We start from the raw sequence: 21820 nt of genomic DNA on the forward strand, positions 1-21820 counted from the left end.
CATTAGGCGAAGTTGCCGCCCCCCATTAAGCGAAGTTGCCCCATACTTTTTTTAGCAGCCGCTGCAGTTCTTGCTGTTCTTTGTCGGTCAGGCCGTTAACGGCGCGCTCGAAAATGGCCCAGGCGGGGGGCAATACTTTGTTGAATTGTTTTTTACCGGCGGGCAGCAGGTGGATTTCCAGCACGCGCTGATCAGTGGCGCTAGGTTGGCGGCTGATGTAGCCAGCGGTTTCCATCACGGTTAATGCGCGCGACAAGGTGGCCTGGTCGACCCCGGCGGCGTTAGCCAGGGCACTGATGCCCAGGCCGTCGGTTTCGCGCAAAAAGGCCAGCACGCGCCAGTGCAGCAGGGTCATGCCGTGGTTACGCAGCACGACCTGAAAGTCGGCATTGACGGCGCCGGTGGTGCGGTTAAGTACATAGGGCATGAAGGTTTCGTGCCCTTGGTAATTCACTACTGCCTTGCTCTTTTTCAAACCCATCTCGCCTTGCCCTGCTTAACCGCTGCGGTCGACTTTGCGTTGCAGCGTACCAATCAACCAGTTTAACCCCAGGCCCAGCAGGCATATCCATACCAGGGGTACAAACATGTCTAGCGTGCGGTAGGCGCGGGCGGCTACTGTCAGCATGTGGCCCAAACCATCGGTCGAGGCGATCATTTCGGCCAAGAACACCACCACGCAGGCAATCACACCGGCCACGCGCACACCGGCCAATACGGTGGGCACAATAGCGGGCAACGTCACCTTCCATAGGCAGGCGGCGCGCGAGGTGCCGGCGGCACGGGCGGACCAGATCAACTTTTGATCAACCGCGCGGGCGGCAGACCAAGTGGCCATCAGTACCGGGAACAGGGCATCTGCCACAACGAGGGCTATTTTCGAGCTGTTTTCGAACCCGAAAATAAGAATCAGGGCCGGGTACAGTGCAATTTTTGGAATGGGCGCCAGCAAGCGCACCAGGGCGTCTAACAAGGCTGCCCCCAGGCGCGACAGTTGCGCGACCAGCCCCAACCCAATCCCCAGGACAATGGCCAGGCTTAACCCCACCACCAGCCGGTAAACGGTAATGCCAAAGTTGGCCCAAAAATCGGCTTGGCCGGCCAGGGTAAACAAGCGGGCAATAATGTCGGTAGGCGCCGGCAACAATTGCGGCTCGATCATGCCGGCGCGGCAGACCGCTTCCCACACAATTAATACAAACAAGGGCGAAATGCACAGGCGCCCCCACCCCATGACGGCGGCGTTCATGATACCCCCCGGTTATTGTCGGCCCAGCGCGTTAAGTAGCGGCGCACGCGTTCGAACAAGGCATCAAGCACAAAGCCCAGCACCGCCAGCACCAGAATGACGGCGTAAACCGTTTCGTACTGGGCCATATCCATGGATGTAAACAACAGGTTGCCCACGCCCTCTTGGCGGGCGATCATTTCGGACGAGACCATCACGATTAAGGCCATGACGACGCCCACCCGGCAACCGATCATGATTTCGGGCAAGGCGGCGGGCAGCACAACCTTGAACAGGCGGCCTACGGGGCCCATGCCCATGGCTTGCGCTGTCCAGACCAGTTTCTTTTCGACCCGAAGCGCGCCTTGGTAGCTGTGATACAACACGGGCAGACTAACGCCCATGGCGATGACCAGAATTTTGGAAAAGCTGCCCAGGCCAAACCACAGCATAAGTATGGGCATAAGGGCGGCCTTGGGCATGGGGTAGGCCAGTGACACCAGGGGGTAAAACGCCTGGTACATGGCGCGGCTGCGGCCCATGGCCAGCCCTAGCGGGATGGCAAACAACAAGGCCCAGAAGTAGCCGGTAAACATGCGGCCCACCGACTGGGCGATGGCCCACAGCGCGCCGGGGTCAACGACGATAAAGCGCAGCTCTTTAACCGCAGCAATAGGGCCGGGAAACGAGCTGAACCCCAGCACACGGGCGGCGGCCGACCAAATCAAGCCCACCAGCAGCACGGCCATAATCACCCCGACAAAGGGGTTTTCGTACCAGCGCGAGGGGCGTTGGGCGACCTGGCTCATGCGTGCTCTCCGGTCAGCAAGCTTTCTAAATGGACGATGTAATCTTGATACTTGCGGTTAACCAGCAACTCGGCCCGCACGCGCGGGCGCGGCAAGTCAATGTCGATAATTTCGCGCACGGTGCCGGGGCTGCCGGTCAGCACAATGACGCGATCCGACAAATACACGGCTTCGTCAACGGCGTGGGTCACGAACAGCACGGTATTGCGCAGTTGTTCCCACAAGGTTAGCAATTCGGCCTGCAGGGTCAGGCGGGTATGGGCGTCGAGCGCGCCAAAGGGCTCGTCCATGAGCAATATGCCGGGCTCGTAGGCCAGGGTGCGGGCAATGGCGGCGCGCTGGCGCATGCCGCCCGACAATTCGCGCGGGTAAAAGTGCGCGTATTTGTCGAGCTTGACCTTCTCCAGCCATATCATGGCGCGGGCCTCGGCCTGGGCCTTGGGTATGCCCTGCTCGCGCAGGCCATACGCTACGTTGCCCAGCACCGTCTTCCAGGGGAACAAGGCGTATTCCTGGAAAACGGGCCCGCGATCGGGGCCGGGCTGGGTGACCAGACGCCCATCGACCTTGATGCTGCCACGCGAAGGCTGCTCGAAGCCGCCCACCATGTACAACAGGGTACTTTTGCCGCAACCGCTAGGGCCCAGAATAGAGACAAACTGCCCGTCGGGAATGTGCAGGTCGATGTCGAGCAGGGCCGCGTGTTCGGTGCCCCGCGCGGTTTTGAACGTTTTACCCAGGTGGTCGATGGTGATCATTTACTTTACCGGTGCGATGATGTCTTCACGAACAAAGTCTTTGATGTCGAGCTTCTGTTTAAGGAAGCCGGCGTCGTGATACAGGTTGAAGGTTTCCTGGATGGCCGCGATATTGGGCTTCATGTTGGGCTCGCGGTGGAAATCTTTGGGCGTGAGCAGGTACTTTGACAGCACTGCGGCCGGGGCGCGGGTGATTTCAGAGGTGACTTCGGCGGCCAGGGCGGGGTTTTCTTTCAGCTTGGCCATGGCGCGTTCCAGGTCTTGAACATAGGCCTTGACCACTTCGGGGTTGGCGTTGGTGTAGTCCTGGTTGCAGCCTTCAAAAATCTGCACGTTGGGGTTTTGCACGTCCAACAATTTGAACAAGGGGCGCAGGCCGCCTTTTTCTTCGTTCAAGACGGTGAACGGGGGCACCATGGGGCCCGCATCGACACGGCCAGAACGGATGGCGTCGGCCGAGGGCGGGAAGCCGGTTTCAACGATTTTGACGTCTTTTTCGGGGTCAAGGCCGTTTTTCTTGAGCCACAACAGCATGTGGTAGTACACGCCCGAGCCGTACGCGTTGGTACCAATGACCTTACCTTTCAGGTCTTGTGCGGTTTTGATGGGGCTGTCTTCTTTAACGGCCCAATACACAGAAAAGCTGCCGGGTTCTTCAGCCGCATGCTGCGCCACAATGTAGGGCTTCAGGCCGCTTTCGATATAACCTTGGGCCATCGACATGGGTGCCATCGTGGAGCAGTCGAGCACGTTGGCGCGCATGGCTTGCACCATGGGCGATGTACCCTGGAACTGGGTCCATTTGATGGTGTATTTTTTGCCCAAGTCGGGAAATAGCTCGGGGCGTTTCATCATCAGGTATTTCGCTTCTTCGGCCGGAATCGTCCAGCCCACGCGCAGCTCGGGTACATCGGCCGCGATGGCTGGGGCGGTGGCGGCCGCGGCCAGGGTAGCGGCGGCGGTCGATGCAAGTAATGCTTTGACTTTAGTTTTCATTGCCTGTTTCCTTTACTGTTGTGGAAGGAATGCTTTGGTCTAAACCAAAATGCCGCAGCATGCCCAGGGTACGTGCCAGCACGTCGCGCCGGTACGCGTTTAAATCAACCCCTTCGTACGACAAAAACCCGCTTGCCGACCGTAACCCGATTTTGCCTTCGTGCATATAGCGCTGGACGATGTCCGGAGCGGTGTATCGGGTGGGGTCCAGGTTGTCGGCAAGGTAACGGCTGGCGTGATACAGGATGTCGTTGCCGCCGTAATCAATAAATTCAAGGACGCCGATGCTGGCAAACCGAAAACCCAGGCCGTAACGGGTGGCCAGGTCGATTTCCTCTGCGGTGGCAACGCCCTCTTCAACCATACGGGCCGCTTCGTTCATGATGAGGGTTTGCAAGCGCGGCACGATAAAGCCGGGGCTGCAGCCACACTGAACGGGGACTTTGCCGATGGCTTTGAGGCTGTTTTTCAGGGCATCCAGGGCTTCGGCGCTGGTGGCGTCGTGGGCGCTGATTTCTACCAACGGAATGATGTAGGCAGGGTTTAGCCAGTGAGCGTTCATAAAACGCTCGGGGTGGGTGACCATAGCGGCCAGATCGGACGCCAGCATGGTCGACGTGGTTGACGCGATGATGGCGTCGGCCGGGGCAGCCTGGCAAATGCGACCCAATGCGTCGCGTTTGGCGTCGAGCGTTTCGGGCACGCCTTCGTAAATAATGCGTGCGCCGGCCAGGGCCTGAGCGGCCTGATCCAGACTGACGACACTGATACGGGCACGATGTTGCGCGGCTTGGTCGGCACTAAACATGCCCAGGTCGGCCAATTGTTGCAACGTGGTGTTCAGTTCTTGGTCAATGTCGTTTTGCAGGGCCTGAAACTGTTCGGCGCTGCGGGGCTTGAAGTCGACAATAACCACGCTTTGGCCCCGGACGGCATAGGCCACTGCAATGCCCCGCCCCATGCGGCCGGCACCAATGGCCACAATGGCCGGGGGTTTCGTTTGTGCTGTCATGTTGTAGGACGCCATGCTAGGCCTTACCTTGGTAAAGCAGTTCGCGCATGTCGGCTTTGTTCAGGCCAGCCAGGCCCATGGTGGGCAAAGCGCGGGGGCCTTTGCGCAGGTCTTGGCCGACAATACCGCCGGCAATGGCCAGCAAGCCTTTGCTGATGGGCGCGTCGGTGTTTGTCCAATCGGCTACAGAAGCCTGGAAAGACAAGCCCAGCATGGTGTCTTCGGTCATGTAACGGTGGCTGTGCAGGTCGATGTGTTCGCGCCAGTCGCCGCTTTTCACCAGTTTTTTGTGTACGTCGCCGTACATCCAGTTGTCGCTGTTGTAGTGGTCGGCCAGCGGGAAATGCGGGGCGGCATAGCCCATGGCTTCGCGAATGGCAATGCGTTCCAGGTCGAGCTTGTCGGTGACCGAGCGCACGGCGGGCTGGGTACCTTCGTTGTGAATGTCCCAGGCTTCGAAGTGCTGCAGGGGCGCGGCGTTCATGATGATGAGCGGCGGGTGGATGATGGGGCCGGCATTCATGAGCGCGCCCGACATGGCGTCTTCGCAGGGCTCGACAACTGGAAAAGCCTGACGGATGACGTCGAGTGCGTGGGCAGAGCGCTTGGCGGGGTAGGCGCCGGTAGGCAAGCGGGTGGCGCGGGTGGTAATGGCCACGGTGTTGGGGCCATGCTTGCGCACCAGCCAGGGCAAGGTACCGGTTTCGGCCCAGGTCACTTCGGCCTTGTTGCCGGCGGCTTTTACCGCTTCGGCCATTAAATAGCTGCCAAAGGTGCCGGGCGGCAGGTAAACGACCTGCCCATCGGTTAAATGGGGTGCCATGGCACGGGCAATGTCCATTTGCGCAATAGCCGGCGACGGAATAACAATTAACTGGGCACCCTTAATGGCCTCGCCAATGTCGGCGGTGGCATGCGCAATGCGGATATCGCGCTGGCCTTCGTCGTCTTTGATGGTGATGCAGCCGCTGTCAATAACGGGCTGCAAAGCAGCCGCGTCGCGCCGCCATAAACTCACCTCGTGCCCGGCCTCGCTTAAGTCGGCCGCTGCCGCGTAACACCCATGCCCACCGCCTAAAACTGCAATTTTCATACCCGACTCCATGCTGGTTAATTGTATGCACTTGCATATACTTTTTTCTAAGGTACGGTATTTGCAAGGCAATCAGCAATAAGGGTAAATGCGGATTAGCGGGGTTTTGGTAGAGGGGGATTACCCGGACAAACATGCCCAGCCGAGGCTGGTTTTGGGCGGAGGCTTCGGGCACTGTGTGGGCTGGGCCGGGTGCTGCCACTTAAATGCTACAGCGCACTTCACTATTAACGCAGCCCAATACTATCGATTTACAATACTATTGTGATACGTTACTATTTTGATCAAGTCATTCGCATGCAAATACACAGCGGCATTGTTTGAAGGCACTCGTGTCGCCAAATTCTCAAACATCGAAACAGTGGCAATACGAAAGTTGGCACTTATACACGGCGCGTGCAGCCTTGACGACTTACGCGCCCCACCCGGCAACCGGCTCGAAGCACTTGCCGGCGATAGGCAAGGTCGGTTCAGTATTCGTGTTAACGACCAATGGCGCATTTGTTTTATTTGGAATAGCGGCCATGCCGAAATGGTCGAAATTGTTGATTACCACTAGCAGGCTATTTATGCGCGACGTCCCCTACCCAAAACCCGGCGAAATTCTGATGGAGGAATTTCTAAAGCCGTTAGGTATTACGCAATACCGTCTGGCCAAAGAAATCGGCGTGCCGCAGCGGCGAATAGGCGAAATTGTCGTTGGGAAACGATCTATCACTGCAGACACAGGCCTTCGGCTGTCAAAATTTTTTGGCACTTCCGATGAGTTCTGGACCAGTCTTCAACTTCGTTACGACGAAGCGTGCGTAAAGGAAGCATTGGCCGAAGTGCTGGCAGGCATTCGGCCTCTAAACGCTATACCGCCGGCCAGGTCACCAGCCCGGCGGCGTGCAGGGCCTTGATTTCTTTCCAGGCTTGGCGAATGAATTTTGCGCATGCCACGTTCTGTTCGAACAGGTTGTACTTGGCCGCCAACCCGTAGTCGGGCAGGTTGATCATTTCGGTCGTGATATACCGCAACGGGCTGTTGGGGTGGGTGATGTGATAGCGCATGGCCATACGAATGGCTTCTTTCGAAGGCTCTAGCAAGTAGGCATGCCACTGCGAGTGCCATTCGCCCGGCGCGGGGCGGGTCATAGGGTATTGGATGCCGCGTGCGTAGCTGCCGTCTTCATTTTTATACCAAAGGTTTTTGGGCTGACTGGGGCCCACCGTACGCAGTTGCGTCCAGGTCACCATGTTCAGGCTCAGCCACTCTTCCAGCAACGACCCGGGCTCGAACGGGTCGAGCTTCATGTGCCCTGACTCAACCGCTTCGCGACACTCAGAAATTTCCAGCTCTTCGGGGTTGCCGATTTTGAAGGCAACGTGACTGTAGTCCACATTAAAGTTAAACGGAATACCGCGGCTTTGAATGGCTTTGGCAATGGGCGTGACACGCGCGTAAGATTCGTTCCACATATTGACATGAAGCTCGAATACCGGCGCCACGCCCTGCTTCATGCCTTCGTCGTATACCTGCAGGTAATGGTCGATGATTTCCTGATCTGACAGTACATGACCTTGCGCGTGGTGCGTAAAGGTCATGATGTTGTGCGCTTTGGCACCAATTTCTGCGCAAATTTTCAGGTTGTCTGAAAGCAAAGCGTCGTCACGGCCCAGCATATAGAACCAGCTGGCAGTATGTACCGGCAAGTCGTACTTTTCAATCGCCTTGCGGTAGTCGTCGATATTGCTGCGCAAGGGGATGCGGTCGAAATAGTCAAAGACACCCGATTCTTTAACCAGCCGGAACTGTTCGTCGATGCTGTGCTCTTCAAGCGACACGGGCCGCGACATGGACGAGGCCTGCGCACCACGGCCGTTACAGCCCAGCAAGAAGGGGAAATCGGGGTCTATGGGTTTCATTCTGTGGGTCCTTTATTTGAGCTTATCTTTGTGGCTTGTATGCAAACGCCCGACACGGGTGCCGGGCACGCTATAGCCTTTTGCTTGCAAGCAACGCGCACAGCCCTGCAAAGCGGGTGCGCGTGCTACTGGCTTTATTACGCTGCTTTTACAGACTGGCGCTCGGCCTTTTCGGCGTCGATCATCGAGTCGACCAGGCGGCGCATGCGCACGGCAGAGGCATCCAGGTTCAGCAATACCGGCTTGAAGTCTGGGTAGGCTTTTTCATTTTTATGAATAGCCTCGAGGATGACCTTGTCTTCGGAAAACGCTTCGCGGAAGGACGCCGACATGGCCTTGTTGGTGTCGTCGTCGGCCTTGAAGTTTTTAACGTGCAGCCAGTGGTCAATAACCGTGTTTTCGTCAACCGGCGTCATGAAGTGACAGGCGTAAATTTGAATGCAGTCGTCGCGGTTGCCTTCGGGCGCCCCAGTACCGGTTTTGGCGGTACCAAAGTCAATAACGGCAATGCTGGGCGCGGTGTAGTGGTAGTAATGCCAGCGGTCGACATTGGTGGTGAAGCCGCCGAATTTCTGAAAAAGCGGAATCGCTGGAGAGTCGAGCACCCAGCGCCAGGTCAGCACGCCGTTTTCGGTGCGCTCTGACTGCACAGGGACATCTTCGCTGGCGGCATTGCCCAGCGTGGTCAGGTGAACAAAGCTAACGTGCGACGGGTCGCACAGGTTGTCGCACAGGTTAAGGTAGTTGCACTCAATACGCAGGGCATCGCCTTCAACGGCCTGCCAGGCCGGGTCGTGATACTGCGGCAGGTCGTACACCTTGGCAGGGTCGGCCTTGTCGGCGTCGCCCATCCAGATCCAGACCAGGCCCATGTGTTCGTGCGTGGGGTAAGTAGTCACTTTGGCCCCTGCCGGTATTTTGTCTTGGCCGGGAATGCGCACACACTTGCCGGAACAGTCAAATTCCATACCGTGGTAGCCGCACTGGATGACATCGCCCTTGAGCTTGCCATGAGACAGCGGCAGCATGCGATGCGGGCAAATATCTAGCTGGGCCACCACCTTACCCTGGGTATTGCGGTACATGACCACGTCTTTTTCAACAATGCGGCGCTGCGCCAGGCTTTGCGTGATGTCGCGCGACCAAGCAATGGGGTACCACGTGTTTAATACGTATTCAGCCATGATGTCCTCCGGTCCACCTTGCCAGGTGAAATTAATTTATTGAGTATTCACTACATTAATTCAATCATAATCATAAATTCAATACTGTGCAAAATATTTTTTGTTAAGGTGCTGGGCACAGTAAACTTGCGGCTGAACGTTTCAACATTTCATATCGGCAATGACACGAAAAGACCCCGACGCAGCAGCTTCAACCATAGACCTTGCAGCCAGCGCACGCGAGGTAGACGAGCCGCCAAAGCGCGGACGTTCACGTTCAGCACAAACCACGCGGGCCAATATCCTGAAAGCGGCCAAAAAGATTTTTGCCCGCGATGGCTATGGCGGCGCTCGTGTCGAAAAAATATCGAAAGCAGCCAAGTCGTACGACAGCCTGATCTACTACTACTTTGGCAGTAAAGAAAAGCTGTTTGTAGCGGTGCTTGAAGAGGCCTACAAAGATGTATTCGAGGCCGAGAAGAACCTGAAACTCGACATGACCGACCCGGTGCAAGCCCTACGCACCATCATTCAGTTCCCGTTTCGCTACTACATCGACAACCCCGAACTGATCGTGCTGCTCAATTCCGAAAACCTGAACAAGGGCAAGCACATTGCCAAATCAAAAAGCGCCGACCAATACTCCGGGCCGGCGATTTCGATTTTGCGCAATGTCATCGAGGAAGGTCAGCGCCAGGATATTTTCCGTGAAGACGTAGACAGCAAGCACCTGTACATGGCCATGACGGCGCTGGGGTACTTTTACATCTCCAACCGCTACACGTTCTCGTTCTTCCTGAACGCCGACCTGATGGATCCTGCCGAAATCGAGCGATGGGGCAACTACATCAGCGAATTATTACTGAATTCGGTGCTGAAGAAGCCCTGACGGTCATTCGTATCTACGCGTAGATGCGCGCATTGCGTCGCGTTAAAGCGGATGCAAGACTGAACACCCTCCCCTATTCGGGATGTACTAAAAAAGGTACAATCGGTGTTCACACCTTGTCTGTCTGTCCGTTTCTATGTAACCCAGAACGGCACTGAGCCCGTCAAAGTTTGGCTGCAAACATTCGATGCCCAAGATCGCCGAGCCATCGGCGTCGACATTAAAACAATCCAGTTGGGCTGGCCCCTTGGCATGCCTTTAGTCAGAAAAATAGCGGATGGCTTATGGGAAATGCGCACTCACCTGCACGGACGCATCGCACGCATATTTTTTACGATCGTCAACCAAACCATTGTGCTACTACATGGGTTTATTAAAAAATCCCAAAGTACGCCAATCAAAGAACTTGCTATTGCGACACGTCGTTTAAAACAAATCAGGAATACATTATGAACAAGCACATTGGCGGCGATTTTGACAGTTTCCTGGCCACTGAAGGCACGCTTGAGGAAACCACTGCCATTGCCGCAAAACGCGTGATTGCATGGCAAATTAGCCAGGAAATGAAAGCGCAGCGGCTTACAAAAACCGAAATGGCCGAACGCATGAAGACCAGCCGTGCCGCCCTTAACCGCCTGCTTGATGCCAACGACACAGGCCTGACACTGGCAACACTGACCAGCGCTGCGCACGCGTTGGGCAAACGCCTGACGATCACATTGACTGCGTAGTTTTCTGCGGTGCTGAAGAAGCCTTAAACGCCCAGGTGGCGTTGCAGGATGTCGGGACTATTTTTGAGGTCTTGGGCGGTACCCGAATACACAAGGACACCGGTTTCAAGGATGTTTGCGCTGTCTATCAGTGACAGCGCGCTTCTTAGGTTTTGCTCTACCAATAGTACCGTCAGGCCTTCGTCACGCAAGATTCGAACCGCGTTTTCGACGTGCTGCACCATGACCGGCGCCAAGCCTTCGGTGGGTTCGTCCATCAGCAATAAATCGGGGTTGCTCATCAGGGCACGCACAATCGCGAGCATCTGGCGCTCGCCCCCCGAAAGCTGATTACCCCGATGCTTGCGCCGCTCGCCCAAACGCGGGAAAAGCTCGAAGGCCCTGTCTATTGTCCAGGCGCTGCGCCCCGCCGGTGCGTCGCGGCGCGGACAGATTTCGAGGTGTTCGACCACGGTTAACGAGGGGAAAAGCCGGCGCCCTTGCGGCACAAGGCCAATACCCAAACCAGCGACCTGATCGGGCTCGCGTCCGACAAGTTCGGTTGTACCGAATTTAACTGACCCTTTAACGACCGTAGGCGGCGTCAAGCCCATGATGGAGCGAATAAGCGTCGTTTTGCCCATGCCATTACGCCCCAACAAACCCGTTACCCGCCCCGCAGGAACAGACAGATTAACGCCTCGCAGCACAATGGCCTCGCCATAGTTACTGTGTAAATTAACAATTTCAAGCATGATGCTCTGCGGCTCCGAAGTAAACGTCTTGCACCTGCGGATTGGCGCGAATTTCTGCGGGTGTCCCTTCGGCCAGTACCTCACCGAAATGCAGGCAGGTCACCCTGTCGGCAAGCCCCAAGGCAAGCTCCATATCGTGCTCGATCAGCAACACCGTCAGGTCGTCGGGTAGTTGCCGAACGATATCGGCCATTGGCCCGCGCTCGGCCGGCGACAAACCCGCCGCTGGCTCGTCTAGCAACAACACCATGGGGTCGCAAGCCAGGGCAATAGCCAGCTCGAGCTGACGCTGCTGGCCGTAAGACATGGCCGATGCTTTGGTATGACGAAACGCACTAATGCTGCAACGTGTCAGCAACTCGTCGATGCGCTCGTTTTCACGCTGCGATGGCTTCGCGCTGCCAAACAACGAATACTTGATGGGGTGCTTGCCGCGTAACGCCAATAAAATATTTTGCTCGACCGTTAAGCCGCCCAAGACATTGGTAATTTGGTAGGTTCGCCCAATACCAGACAATGCCCGGCGTGTTGCCGACCACTTCGACACATTGGCGCCGAAAAGGCTGATACTGCCGGACGACAACGCAAGCTCGCCGGAAATTAGCGCAAACAACGTTGTTTTACCGGCCCCGTTGGGGCCGATAACAACGTGCGTAGTGCCGGCGGCTACCGTCAGATTGACTTCGTTGACGGCCCGTAGCCCCCCGAAGCTTCGACCCACGCCTTCAAGCACAAGAGCCGGCGTACCCGCTGGCCTGGACGACACACCATTTGTCATTTTGTAACGCCCTGGAAGTTACGGCTGAATGGCGGCTGCTTCATGTAGGTTTCGGGGTCAAGATTGCCAAACTGCGACACATTGGCATATGAATCAATCACCGAATTCACCATTTTTCCGTCAGGCCGCTGGACCACCTTGCGAATGTAGATGTTGTAAATAGGGTTGCCGTACTCATCCATGGACAGGTTCTTGCCGAGCGGGCTCTCGGGGATTTTTACCTGCTTGACAGCAGTCAGGAAGCCATCAGTTTGCTCGACATTGCCCTGCACTTGTTTAACCGCATCGGCAATCCAGAGTGCGGCCGTAAAGCCTTCGGCGGCGAAAATTGCCGGCAAGATTTTGTAGGCCTTTTCGTAAGCCTCTACAAACTGCTGAACCGCCGGGTCGTCAGCACCCTCGGCGTAGTGAGCCGATGACACAATACCCAAGGCTTCGGCCGGCCGCAGGTTGCGAATGATAGATTGGTCTGTTGTGTTTTGCGACGTAACCAGCGGGAACTGGTCTTTCATGGCGAAGTTGGTCCATTGCTGCAGCAGGCGCGCGGCATCGGCGCCGGTTTCAATGGCCAGCACGACATCTGGCGAGAACGACGGAATTTGCCCAAGGTAGGGGCTGAAATCGGCCGTATTCAGGGGGTGCCATAATTGTCCGACCAAGGTCCCGCCGCCTTGGGTAAAGTTTTGGATAAACCCGCCGGCCTGCTCGTGGCCAAACGTGTAGTCTTGGCCGATAGTCACGACCTTTTTGTAGCCCTGCTTAAGACACCAGTCGGCCAGCGGGCGCGTCATTTGGCTGGCCGCAAAGCCCGCTACACGCAAAACATTGGGAATACGTGTACGTTGGGTCAGGTCGTCGGCGGCAACCACAGGCATGAAGTAGGGGGTACCGGTAGTTTTTGCGTATTCGGCTACTGCCAGGCCGGTGTTGGCCAACACATTACCCACCAGCATGTGTACATTCTGCTGCTGCACAAGGCGGCGCGCCTTTTGCAATGCGGTATCGGGGCTTGAGGCATCATCTTCAACAATGACCTCGACTTTGCGCCCGGCCAGGTCAAGGCCGGCTTGCTGCCAGTATAGGTTCCAACCATCCACCAACTCTCGGCCTGCAGAAGCGGCCGTCCCGGTTAATGGCGCCAGCAGCCCAATACGAATCGGCCCGTTGGATTGAGCCAATGCAACACGTAAGTTACCTGACACTAAAGCCAGCGTACCGGCTGCGCCGGCTGTTTGTAAAAAACGACGACGATTCATGATGGACCTCCTGGGGTTCAATTGATGTGATGCCGCTACTGAGAAATCAAGACTCCGATGAACGCTTGAACCAACGCGCTGACAGCACCCGACCTTTACCCAGCAGACCTTCGGGTGCGAACAGCATGGTTAATACAAATAGCAAACCCAAAATCGTCATCCAGCGTTCGGTGTAAAAGCTGACCACGTTTTGAAGCAAAATGATGACTGCGGCCCCGACGAAGCCGCCCCAAAGTGTGCCGATCCCTCCCAAGATGGCCATGAGCAAACCTTGGGTAGACAATGCCAAAGACACACTGTTTGGGCTGACGAAATTATTGAGATAAACGATAAGGATGCCAGCAACGCCCGCAAAGAAGCCCGACATGACAAAGCCGATGGCCAAAATAAGCGGCACGTTGTAGCCCAGGGTGCGCATGCGAGTATCGCTTTCTTTGATGCCGCGCAAGGCCTGCCCCATAGGCGAATAGACGAATCGGCGAATAATGAACACCATGACGGCCACCACGGCCAGAACGAAGTAGTAGTAGGTGTCCAAGCTAGTTAGCGCTTCAGGGCGCGTAACCCCAAGCAGGCCGTTTTCGGCACCGGTGACCGATGTCCAGCGATACGCCACACCCCAAACCACCATACCCATGGCCAGGGTAAGCAGCAAAAAGTACACCCCGGTGGTGCGTACGGCCAGCGCGCCAAATATGGCTGACACCACAACAGCGGCAATTAAGCCCAGCACCATGGCAAACCAGGGGTCGCCGTTAACCGTCGCCACGTAGTACGCCACAACATACCCAGCTGTGCCAAAAATGGCCCCGTGCCCTAACGACGTGCGGCCGGCATACCCCGCAAGAATATCGATGGACATGGCAAACAGACCGTAAATGAGAATTTCGGTGACCAGTGTTTTAGGGTATTCGCCAAAGATGTGGGGTACCGAAAGCAGGAATACGGCCAACAAAGTAATGAGCGAATAACGCAGAACCGGACTCACAGTCATGACTATGCCCTTCCGAAAAGGCCGAGCGGACGAAACGCCAGCAACACAGCCATTGGCCCGAAAATAATGAAGTACGAGAACTCGGGAAACCAGATTTGCCCGAAATTGGCCAGGAAGCCGACCAGCAGGCTGCCCACGGCCGCACCAGCCAAGCTGCCACGGCCACCAATAATGACAATAGCCAGGGCGAACACCAGGATTTCGGCATCGGCGCCCGGGTACAGCGTTAAAAAGGCACCGCCTAGCGTACCGGCCAACCCGGCCAGCGCAGACCCGAGCATGAAGGTAAGCACAAACAAACGACGGATATTGATACCCATGGCCTGGACCATTTCGCGGTCGTCGACCCCAGCGCGAATGAGCGCTCCGAGCTTGGTGCGGTTATAGATGAACCACAGCGCCACAAAAATAACGATGCCGGCCACGATGACCATCATTCGATACTTAGGGTAAAAGAACGGCCCCATGCGCACCGCGCCTAGCAACATGTCGGGCAGCGGAATGGTGCGGGTATCACCGCCCCAAAGTACCAGAGCCAGGTCGTTCAGCACCATAGCAAAGCCCAACGTCAGCAGTACCTGTTTAAGTTCAGTATCTTTGACGCGTTCGAGCAACCAGCGGTCAAGCCCATAGCCTACGACCGCAATGGCGAAGGCTGCGACGACAAAAGCCAAAAAGAATGAGCCGGTGGCGACAGCGACAACCATGCCGACATAACCGCCAATAAGATACAAAGAGCCATGCGCCAAATTAACCACACGCAAGAGGCCAAAAATAAGCGTGAACCCACTGGCAACAATGAACAGCAACGCCGAGAACGACAAAGCATTGGCGACCTGGATAAAATTACCAATCATGGTTGGCCCCCAACTGCCAACTGCGCCTCAAACCACTCAAGCAGTTGCTCCCCGGTCCAGAACAAAACTCCGGGACGATTGACATACTGCAGGGCCTCTTCGAAGTAGCGTATGCGATGCGGCACACCGGACAAAAACGGATGTACCGCCATGCACATGACCCGGGGCTGATCGGCCCCCTCTTGATACAAGCGATCAAATGTATCTGTTACGCGCTTCAGGAAGACATCAGACTGATGATGCTGAACCGCCATCATGGGGATATCGTTTAGCTCGACCGTGTAAGGCATAGCCACCATGGATCCGGCGTCAGTGTCGAAACGCATGGGCTGGTCGTCGATAGCCCAGTCACCTATATAGCGTATGCCCGCACGCGCCAGGTGGTCGACGGTATCAAAAGTTTGTGTCAGACCAGGTCCGAGCCAACCTACAGGCGCTTTACCTGTAAATTTTTTAATTGTGTCGACTGTGCGCTGAATCATGGCAGGCTGATCGTCGACTTGATGAGTTGGCATTTGGATGTAGCCGTGCGCCATGAACTCCCAGCCCGCATCGCGGGCAGCTCCCGCCACCACGGGGTAGGTTTCACAAACCCGGCCATTAACAGACAGTGTTGCTTTGGCACCGATGCTGTCGAGCGCGGCTTTAATTCGCCAAAAGCCGACACGCATGCCGTATTCGTGCCAGCTCCAGTTGGCAATATCGGGCAATACCGGCGCGGCGGTTGGGGCTGGCAATACCTGACGCGCCATGGGCCGGGAGATTTCCCAGTCTTCAACATTAACCACAGGCCAGACAACCACCCTGGCATGGTCAGGCAACTTCAACTGGGGACGATCGAGAATCGATTGGTACGGAAGGCGCTGTGCCGGGCTACGGGCGTCTTGGCTCATAAATTTCACATATCAGAATAATATTGAACCGCGGGTCTAAAAAATTCTATGGATCTACTTATTAAGCGTCAACGCATTACAATTTAATTTCATTAAATGGACTTAATTAGGGTTTCGTCTAAGATGACAAGCACGCCAGACAGGACTAGCGCACAAACCGTTCGACGTGCGATGCAGGCGCTAAAACTCATTGCATCCGGTACGTCAGACGGCATGCGGCTGGCCGATGTTGCCAAAGCCCTGAATTTTGAGCGCCCTACCGCACATCGCTTGTTGAAGGCACTGGTAGCAGAAGGCATGTTGACCCAACATCCCGGAAGCCGGAGGTACGCACTGGGTTCGTTGGTCTTCGAGCTGGGGCTAAACGCCACGCACCAATTCAATCTTGTTGATATTTGTCGCCCCACCTTGAATGCACTTGCCGAGCAAACGGGAGACACCACCTTTCTATTTGTTCGTAGCGGTAATGACGCCGTTTGCCTGGCGAGGGTACAAGGCCCCTACCCCATTCAAACTCCGGCAGTTCCGGTTGGCGCACGGCAACCACTAGGCGTTAATGCGGGTGGCTTGGCGTTGTTAAGCGCGCTGTCTGAGCGTGAGGCACTAGAAATTACACAAGCTGTTGCGCCCAGGCTGACGATCTACGGCAACCTGAGCCCGGAACACATTATGGAGCACTGGACCAAGGCGCAGGCATCAGGCTATGCGTTGATCGGGAACCGTGCGGTACCCGGCGTAACGGCAATGGGGCTCCCTGTCATCAATGAAAAAGGCAAACCCATCGCCGCAATTACTGTAGCCGCAACCAATTCACGCATGACACAAGAGCGCATTGACGAAATTCTGCCTTTGCTTCGTCTGGCTACGGAAGCACTGAGCAGAAAACTTTAGGCCCGAGCCTACATGCGCTACACCACCCCCGACTGCCTTAGGCCTTCGATGGCGGCGGCGTCGAGACCCAGTTCGCCCAGCACCTGTTGCGTGTGCTGGCCCAATGTGGGCGGGGGAGTGTCGTATTGAATGGGCGTGCCCGAAAACTTCATGGGGCTGGCGACCAGGGCCAGCGAGCCATAAGTGTCAGACGGCACATCGACACGCATGTGACGGGCCTGCACCTGCGGGTCGTCGAAAACGCGGTCAATGGTATTGATGGGCCCGCATGGGAAGCCTTGTTCGGTACCCAACGCGCACCATTGATCGATAGTTTTTAATTTGATGCGCTCTTCGAGCATGGGCACCAATACGCTGCGGTTGGCGACACGCTGGGCATTGGTGGCAAAGCGCGCGTCTTGAGCCAGGGCCGGGCTGCCCGCTGCATTGCAAAATGCGGCGAACTGGGTGTCGTTACCTATGGCCAACATAACGTAGCCATCGGCGCAGGCAAACGGCTGATAAGGCACGATAGAGGGGTGGGCGCTGCCCAAACGGGCCGGCACCTTGCCGCCTAGCAAGAAATTACCCGCTTGGTTGGCAAGCGCAGCTACCTGGACGTCTAGCAAAGCGACGTCGATATGTTGGCCTTTGCCGGTTTTGCCGCGCGCAAACAAGGCCGCCAGAATGGCCGACGTGGCGTACAACCCGGTCAAAATATCGACCACGGCTACGCCCACTTTTTGGGGGCCACCGCCCGGTGTGCCGTCGGGCTCGCCGGTAATGCTCATTAAACCGCCCATGGCCTGCACCAGCGCGTCGTAGCCCGGGCGCTCGGCATAAGGGCCGTCTTGCCCAAATCCGGTAATCGAACAATAAATCAGGCCTGGATTGACCTTGGCCAAGCTATCGTAGTCCAGGCCATACTTCTTCAGGCCACCCACCTTGTAGTTTTCGACCAGAATGTCTGCTTTTGCGGCCAGGTCAAGAATGATTTTGCGCCCGGCCTCTTTGGTGAAGTCCAGCGTAATAGACCGCTTGCCGCGATTGGCGCAAAAGTAATACGCCGCATCTTGCGGTTGCCCGTCGGCCGTGTTGACGAACGGAGGCCCCCACGAGCGGGTGTCGTCGCCCTGACCGGGGCGTTCGACTTTAATGACATCGGCCCCTAGGTCGGCCAGGTTCTGGGTTGACCATGGGCCAGCCAGAATCCTGGACAAATCTAGAACAACCACCCCTTCCAATGCTGCAGACATGCTGTTTCCTTACTTCTCGATGACGGGCACTTCGACGGCCGGGGGGGTGTTGCGGCTACGCTGGCAACGCACAATGCCGTCGATCATGACCATGCCGATCCCGGGAATGTCGCCCAACTGAATGCTTTCGAGCAAGGTTTCGCCGGCGGTGTGCTGGGCGCGATCCATCATGACGAAATCGGCGACGCGGCCGACTTCAATCAGGCCGCAGTCCAAGTCACGCATGCGGGCGGTGTTACCGGTAGCAAAGCACACGGCAATTTCGGCGGGGATATCGGCCAGGCTGGACAATTGGGCGATCATGCGGATGATGCCCAGCGGCTGTACACCGGAACCCGCGGGGCCGTCGGTACCCAGAATAACGCGGTGCAGGCAGCCCAGTTCGTGGGCGTGACGCGCCGTCAGAATGGCAATGCGTTCGTTGCCGTTGTGTACGATCTCGATCCCTCGGGTCGAGCGTTCGCACAGTTCACAGACCTGTTTGTAAGGCAGCGAGGTATGGCCGCCGTTGATGTGGCCAATGATGTCGGCATCGGCTTCTAGCACGACGTCTTTATCGATCAGCCCCGAACCAGGGATAGACGGACCACCGGTATGGATAGTGCTTTGAATACCGTATTTACGCGCCCACTTGACCATTTGCGCGGCTTCGTCGCCAGCCTTGACGCTGCCCAGGCCGATTTCGCCCAGCAGTTTTACACCCGCATCGGCCAGGTCTTTGAAGTCGGACTCGACCATGCCCTTTTCGATGACCGGTGCGCCGGCCAGCACCTTGACGCCGCCGGGGCGGGCGTTTTCGAACGAGCGCTGGGCGGTGATGGCCAAAGCTTTCAGGCCCAAAATGTCTTTAGGACGACCGGGGTAGTGCACCTCACCGGCCGAAATCATGGTGGTCACGCCGCCGTTCAGGGTGGAGTCGATCCAGCCCAGCTGGCTCTGGCGCGGCGTCCAGTCGCCAGCCACGGGGTGCACGTGCGAGTCAATGAGCCCAGGCGCCAGTGTGGTGCCTCGGCAATCGATGATGCGATCGGCCCCTTCGGTGTCGCAGTCTTTGTACTTGCCAACGGCCGCAATGCGCCCGTCATCGACAATGATGGTGTCGGCATCAAGAATGGGGTTTTCAAGGTCGCCCGACAACAGCAACCCGATGTTTTTGATAACAACCTTGCCAGACTTGGCTTCAACGGCGGCTACGGCCATGTTGTGTCTCCTGAACTGTTTGACTTAGGGCTGGGAAGGCGCGTGCACCACACTCGCTTCCCGCCGCGCGCAGCGCACAAATGCTACGCGCATTGGGGATACGACCAGATTAACGCAGACCGTCTTCGCCTTTGATCTCGTCTTTGGTCATACCACCTACACGTGGCAATGGACGACCGGAATCGGTGACAGCAACAGCCACAACGATTTCGTTGGCGCGCGGGGCATCGGACACACGCGCCTCGATGGCGTCAAAGTGAGAACGGACGTAAGCGGCATCTTTATGGCCCAGGGGGACGTCGATCGCGCTGCCTACGGTGCCCATTTTTTTGGACGACGGCACCAAGGCTGCGCCTTTTTCAACAGCTTTACGCAAGGGAGCACCCAATTTGGGGTGCAAGATGGCCGCGGCGTGCTCAAGCTCGCCAGACTCGCCAACAATGGCGGCCTTGCCGTAGCTTTCGGCCTGGTTGGGGGTAATACCCAAGGCCTGTACGCATTTCTCGCCCAGCAGTCCGCCCAGCTCTTCACCAATGGTCATCAGCTCCGACAGGTCTTCCTGATATTTACCGGCAAAGGGGTTTTCAATAACGGCCATAGCCACGGCGCGACGCGTAGCTGGCTGAACGGCCTTGCCCATCTCGATGCGGGTTTCGTCAACAAAGACGACCAGTTTGCGAATTTTTGCTGTCATGTGTGTTCTCCGTTTATCGCCTCAGGGGATGATGATTGGCCTGACGCGCTGTCTGTTTTAGTGGGTAGGTTGCACCAATAATTAGCGCAGGCCGTCGTATTTGCTGATTTGTTCTGGCGTCATGCCGCCTACGCGCTGATGAATGCGTCCGCCAGTGGCCATGACCAAGATGAACACCAGTTCATCGCTGGCCGGCGCGCCGGGCACGTAGACTTCCATGGCGTCGAAGTGGCCACGCACATAACTGGCGGTGACGTGGGTAAGGGGGACGTCAAGGCGTGTACCAGGGCCGCCGACTTTTTTGGTGGACGGCACAATCGACAATGCGCGCCCGCCTTCAAGGCCTTTGGGGCCCGAACTTTTACCCTGTTTGTAAGCCGAGCGGTCGCCCTTCCAACCCAGCAATTCACGCATGGCGTAGCCACCGGGCACATGCCACAGGGCACCGTGCTCCAGCTCGCCGCCGCCGCCCACAATCGACCCTTTGCCATAGCTTTCGATGTCGTCGGGTGTCACGCCCATGGCTTTGACCAAACGTTCTGCCATTTCGAGACCGACGGGGTTGAGCTCGTCCATCATGGGCAAGATATCGGGTTCGTAGCGACCGGCGTACGGGTTTTTAAGCACAGCGGCTACCGCGCCACGAATCAGTGGCTTGTCGGCTGCCGGACCGCCTTCGTGATAGATGGTTTCTACCTGCGTAAGTATTTGGCGTACTTCAATCAAATCTGACATATGAACATCCTTTCGTTATTCAATTCGGTCGTATGAGTGTTTATTGATGAGGCTATGCAACATAGCGGCACGGCTCAGCGAGTGCGGGAAAAACGGCTTCAACGTGGCCTTGCAACACCAGCACCGCCCCCAGAATCAGACCGTCGGCCTGCCATTGTCGCGCCACTTGCGCGCCGTGTGTCAGGGCCTGGCGAATGATGGTTTCGGGTAACGGGCCTACGTCGACGGTTACGCGACGGTCACCCAGGTCGGTATCGTCTTTCAGGGTGTTGGCCGGCGCCCGCGTAATGCCCGGGTGGTCGGCATTGACCTGGTTGGCAATTAAGGTGGCGGCCACATCGGCCTGCGCGGCGGTGACCGCTAGTACAGTGACGCTGTCGGCAATACCCATGCTAAAGCTGCGCCCGCGCCAGCCGCTGGTGGCAATACCCCCAATGCCTTGTGAGGCGTGCACGGTTAATGTGCCGTCGGGGGCAATGGTGGGCACCGCCAATGCTGTCACTCTGACCTGGTCGATATTGCTGACCAGACCAACGGTGTAGGTTTCTTCGGGCGAAAGATACAGCGCGATGTCGCCGCCGTTGTTGACGAATACGCGGCGCAAACCAGGAGCCGCCTGCAAAATGACCTGCAAAATTTCGTCGGCCACCGACCCCGCCACCGCAGCCATGGCGGTTACGAACCCGCGCCGATAAGGCCAGCAGGCATCGCCCATGCGCTGTGCCACCGGGGTTTGGAAGGTGGTTTTGTCGCCCACCGGCCGGCGCAACTGCGACAGCTCGGTGACCAGCTCGGGCAAAATACTGCCAAAGCGCTGCCAGGCAGCTTCAACGCCAGTCTGCACGCACGCAGGCTCGCCATCGACACCGATAATCAGGTCGATAGGACCGTGCTGGAAATGGTGTAAACCGTTATCCAGCAATGCCCGAACGGCGCCGTAGCCTGCCTGCGTCATAACCGGCCGCG

The 21820-nt window shown here is 57.0% G+C and carries 26 protein-coding genes; 6 read left to right on the top strand and 20 right to left on the bottom strand.

The features are described 5' to 3' along the window. Positions 1 to 25 precede the first annotated feature (25 nt). The 7 genes from PuT2_RS10645 to PuT2_RS10675 are packed head-to-tail and all read right to left on the bottom strand — an operon-like array spanning position 26 to position 5896. Positions 26 to 481: a MarR family winged helix-turn-helix transcriptional regulator gene (locus tag PuT2_RS10645; RefSeq protein ID WP_093971037.1), complete on the bottom strand. Its 456-nt coding sequence runs from the start codon at positions 479 to 481 to the stop codon at positions 26 to 28. A gap of 15 nt (positions 482 to 496) precedes the next feature. Next, entirely contained in the window at positions 497 to 1249 is a 753-nt protein-coding gene (locus tag PuT2_RS10650; RefSeq protein WP_233575022.1) for an ABC transporter permease, read from the bottom strand. After that, positions 1246 to 2037, bottom strand: coding sequence for an ABC transporter permease (locus PuT2_RS10655; protein ID WP_093971038.1), 792 nt, complete (start codon positions 2035 to 2037; stop codon positions 1246 to 1248). Before PuT2_RS10655 ends, PuT2_RS10650 begins: the two co-directional genes overlap by 4 nt. Continuing rightward, complete coding sequence (locus tag PuT2_RS10660; RefSeq protein WP_093971039.1) at positions 2034 to 2795, bottom strand: ABC transporter ATP-binding protein; 762 nt, start codon at positions 2793 to 2795, stop codon at positions 2034 to 2036. Before PuT2_RS10660 ends, PuT2_RS10655 begins: the two co-directional genes overlap by 4 nt. After that, the gene (locus PuT2_RS10665; RefSeq protein ID WP_093971040.1) at positions 2796 to 3791 is read right to left on the bottom strand and encodes an ABC transporter substrate-binding protein; all 996 of its coding nucleotides are present in this window, start codon (positions 3789 to 3791) and stop codon (positions 2796 to 2798) included. After that, entirely contained in the window at positions 3781 to 4803 is a 1023-nt protein-coding gene (locus PuT2_RS10670) for a 3-hydroxybutyryl-CoA dehydrogenase (RefSeq protein ID WP_093971160.1), read from the bottom strand. Before PuT2_RS10670 ends, PuT2_RS10665 begins: the two co-directional genes overlap by 11 nt. A 16-nt stretch (positions 4804 to 4819) precedes the next feature. Beyond that, positions 4820 to 5896 (bottom strand): NAD/NADP-dependent octopine/nopaline dehydrogenase family protein, encoded by a 1077-nt coding sequence (locus PuT2_RS10675; RefSeq protein ID WP_093971041.1) that lies wholly within the window; start codon positions 5894 to 5896, stop codon positions 4820 to 4822. Positions 5897 to 6176: 280 nt separating this feature from the next. Here PuT2_RS10675 and PuT2_RS10680 point away from each other — a divergent pair, with 280 nt between their 5' ends. Then, positions 6177 to 6455, top strand: a complete 279-nt coding sequence (locus PuT2_RS10680) for a type II toxin-antitoxin system RelE/ParE family toxin (protein WP_093971042.1) — start codon at positions 6177 to 6179, stop codon at positions 6453 to 6455. A 10-nt stretch (positions 6456 to 6465) separates the two neighbouring features. After that, complete coding sequence (locus tag PuT2_RS10685; protein WP_093971043.1) at positions 6466 to 6798, top strand: HigA family addiction module antitoxin; 333 nt, start codon at positions 6466 to 6468, stop codon at positions 6796 to 6798. Here the strand turns inward: PuT2_RS10685 and PuT2_RS10690 are convergent. Both PuT2_RS10690 and PuT2_RS10695 read right to left on the bottom strand, forming a co-directional pair. Next, entirely contained in the window at positions 6752 to 7804 is a 1053-nt protein-coding gene (locus PuT2_RS10690; protein WP_093971044.1) for a TIM barrel protein, read from the bottom strand. The two genes, PuT2_RS10685 and PuT2_RS10690, sit on opposite strands and share 47 nt — an antisense overlap. 137 nt (positions 7805 to 7941) lie before the next feature. Then, positions 7942 to 8988, bottom strand: a complete 1047-nt coding sequence (locus tag PuT2_RS10695) for an aromatic ring-hydroxylating dioxygenase subunit alpha (RefSeq protein WP_093971045.1) — start codon at positions 8986 to 8988, stop codon at positions 7942 to 7944. 160 nt (positions 8989 to 9148) lie between these two features. On the opposite strand from PuT2_RS10695, the gene PuT2_RS10700 reads away from it, so the two are divergent. The 3 genes from PuT2_RS10700 (at position 9149) to PuT2_RS10710 (ending at position 10587) form a co-directional block, all read left to right on the top strand. After that, a complete protein-coding gene (locus PuT2_RS10700; RefSeq protein WP_093971046.1) occupies positions 9149 to 9856 on the top strand; it encodes a TetR/AcrR family transcriptional regulator in 708 nt (235 codons plus the stop codon). A gap of 105 nt (positions 9857 to 9961) precedes the next feature. Continuing rightward, positions 9962 to 10309: a type II toxin-antitoxin system RelE/ParE family toxin gene (locus PuT2_RS10705; protein WP_093971047.1), complete on the top strand. Its 348-nt coding sequence runs from the start codon at positions 9962 to 9964 to the stop codon at positions 10307 to 10309. Beyond that, on the top strand, positions 10306 to 10587 hold the full coding sequence (locus PuT2_RS10710) for an XRE family transcriptional regulator (RefSeq protein ID WP_093971048.1): 282 nt from the start codon (positions 10306 to 10308) through the stop codon (positions 10585 to 10587). The genes PuT2_RS10705 and PuT2_RS10710 overlap by 4 nt, the downstream gene beginning before the upstream one ends. 23 nt (positions 10588 to 10610) lie before the next feature. Here PuT2_RS10710 and PuT2_RS10715 read toward each other — a convergent pair whose 3' ends face one another. Genes PuT2_RS10715 through PuT2_RS10740 form a run of 6 tightly spaced genes read right to left on the bottom strand, consistent with a single transcriptional unit; the run spans position 10611 to position 16099 of the window. Then, complete coding sequence (locus PuT2_RS10715) at positions 10611 to 11321, bottom strand: ABC transporter ATP-binding protein (RefSeq protein ID WP_093971049.1); 711 nt, start codon at positions 11319 to 11321, stop codon at positions 10611 to 10613. Beyond that, entirely contained in the window at positions 11314 to 12099 is a 786-nt protein-coding gene (locus PuT2_RS10720) for an ABC transporter ATP-binding protein (RefSeq protein ID WP_093971050.1), read from the bottom strand. The genes PuT2_RS10715 and PuT2_RS10720 overlap by 8 nt, the downstream gene beginning before the upstream one ends. Continuing rightward, positions 12096 to 13355 (bottom strand): ABC transporter substrate-binding protein, encoded by a 1260-nt coding sequence (locus PuT2_RS10725; protein ID WP_093971051.1) that lies wholly within the window; start codon positions 13353 to 13355, stop codon positions 12096 to 12098. Before PuT2_RS10725 ends, PuT2_RS10720 begins: the two co-directional genes overlap by 4 nt. A 46-nt stretch (positions 13356 to 13401) precedes the next feature. Next, positions 13402 to 14349, bottom strand: coding sequence for a branched-chain amino acid ABC transporter permease (locus PuT2_RS10730; RefSeq protein ID WP_093971052.1), 948 nt, complete (start codon positions 14347 to 14349; stop codon positions 13402 to 13404). A gap of 2 nt (positions 14350 to 14351) precedes the next feature. Then, entirely contained in the window at positions 14352 to 15206 is an 855-nt protein-coding gene (locus tag PuT2_RS10735) for a branched-chain amino acid ABC transporter permease (RefSeq protein ID WP_093971053.1), read from the bottom strand. Then, positions 15203 to 16099 carry a polysaccharide deacetylase family protein gene (locus tag PuT2_RS10740; protein WP_093971054.1) on the bottom strand — a complete coding sequence of 299 codons (897 nt, stop codon included), beginning with the start codon at positions 16097 to 16099 and terminating at the stop codon, positions 15203 to 15205. The genes PuT2_RS10735 and PuT2_RS10740 overlap by 4 nt, the downstream gene beginning before the upstream one ends. A gap of 123 nt (positions 16100 to 16222) precedes the next feature. Here PuT2_RS10740 and PuT2_RS10745 point away from each other — a divergent pair, with 123 nt between their 5' ends. Further along, positions 16223 to 16990 (top strand): IclR family transcriptional regulator, encoded by a 768-nt coding sequence (locus tag PuT2_RS10745; protein WP_093971055.1) that lies wholly within the window; start codon positions 16223 to 16225, stop codon positions 16988 to 16990. A gap of 17 nt (positions 16991 to 17007) precedes the next feature. On the opposite strand, the gene PuT2_RS10750 is transcribed toward PuT2_RS10745, so the two are convergent. The 5 genes from PuT2_RS10750 to PuT2_RS10770 form a co-directional block, all read right to left on the bottom strand. Continuing rightward, a complete protein-coding gene (locus PuT2_RS10750; RefSeq protein WP_093971056.1) occupies positions 17008 to 18225 on the bottom strand; it encodes a CaiB/BaiF CoA-transferase family protein in 1218 nt (405 codons plus the stop codon). 9 nt (positions 18226 to 18234) lie between these two features. Continuing rightward, on the bottom strand, positions 18235 to 19425 hold the full coding sequence (locus tag PuT2_RS10755; RefSeq protein WP_093971057.1) for an amidohydrolase family protein: 1191 nt from the start codon (positions 19423 to 19425) through the stop codon (positions 18235 to 18237). 109 nt (positions 19426 to 19534) lie between these two features. Beyond that, positions 19535 to 20119: an amino acid synthesis family protein gene (locus PuT2_RS10760; RefSeq protein WP_093971058.1), complete on the bottom strand. Its 585-nt coding sequence runs from the start codon at positions 20117 to 20119 to the stop codon at positions 19535 to 19537. 81 nt (positions 20120 to 20200) lie between these two features. Next, the gene (locus tag PuT2_RS10765; protein ID WP_370318069.1) at positions 20201 to 20854 is read right to left on the bottom strand and encodes an amino acid synthesis family protein; all 654 of its coding nucleotides are present in this window, start codon (positions 20852 to 20854) and stop codon (positions 20201 to 20203) included. A gap of 52 nt (positions 20855 to 20906) precedes the next feature. Then, entirely contained in the window at positions 20907 to 21809 is a 903-nt protein-coding gene (locus PuT2_RS10770) for a UPF0280 family protein (protein WP_093971059.1), read from the bottom strand. Positions 21810 to 21820 lie beyond the last annotated feature (11 nt).

The organism is Pusillimonas sp. T2, assembly GCF_002236805.1.
GTDB lineage: Bacteria > Pseudomonadota > Gammaproteobacteria > Burkholderiales > Burkholderiaceae_B > Neopusillimonas.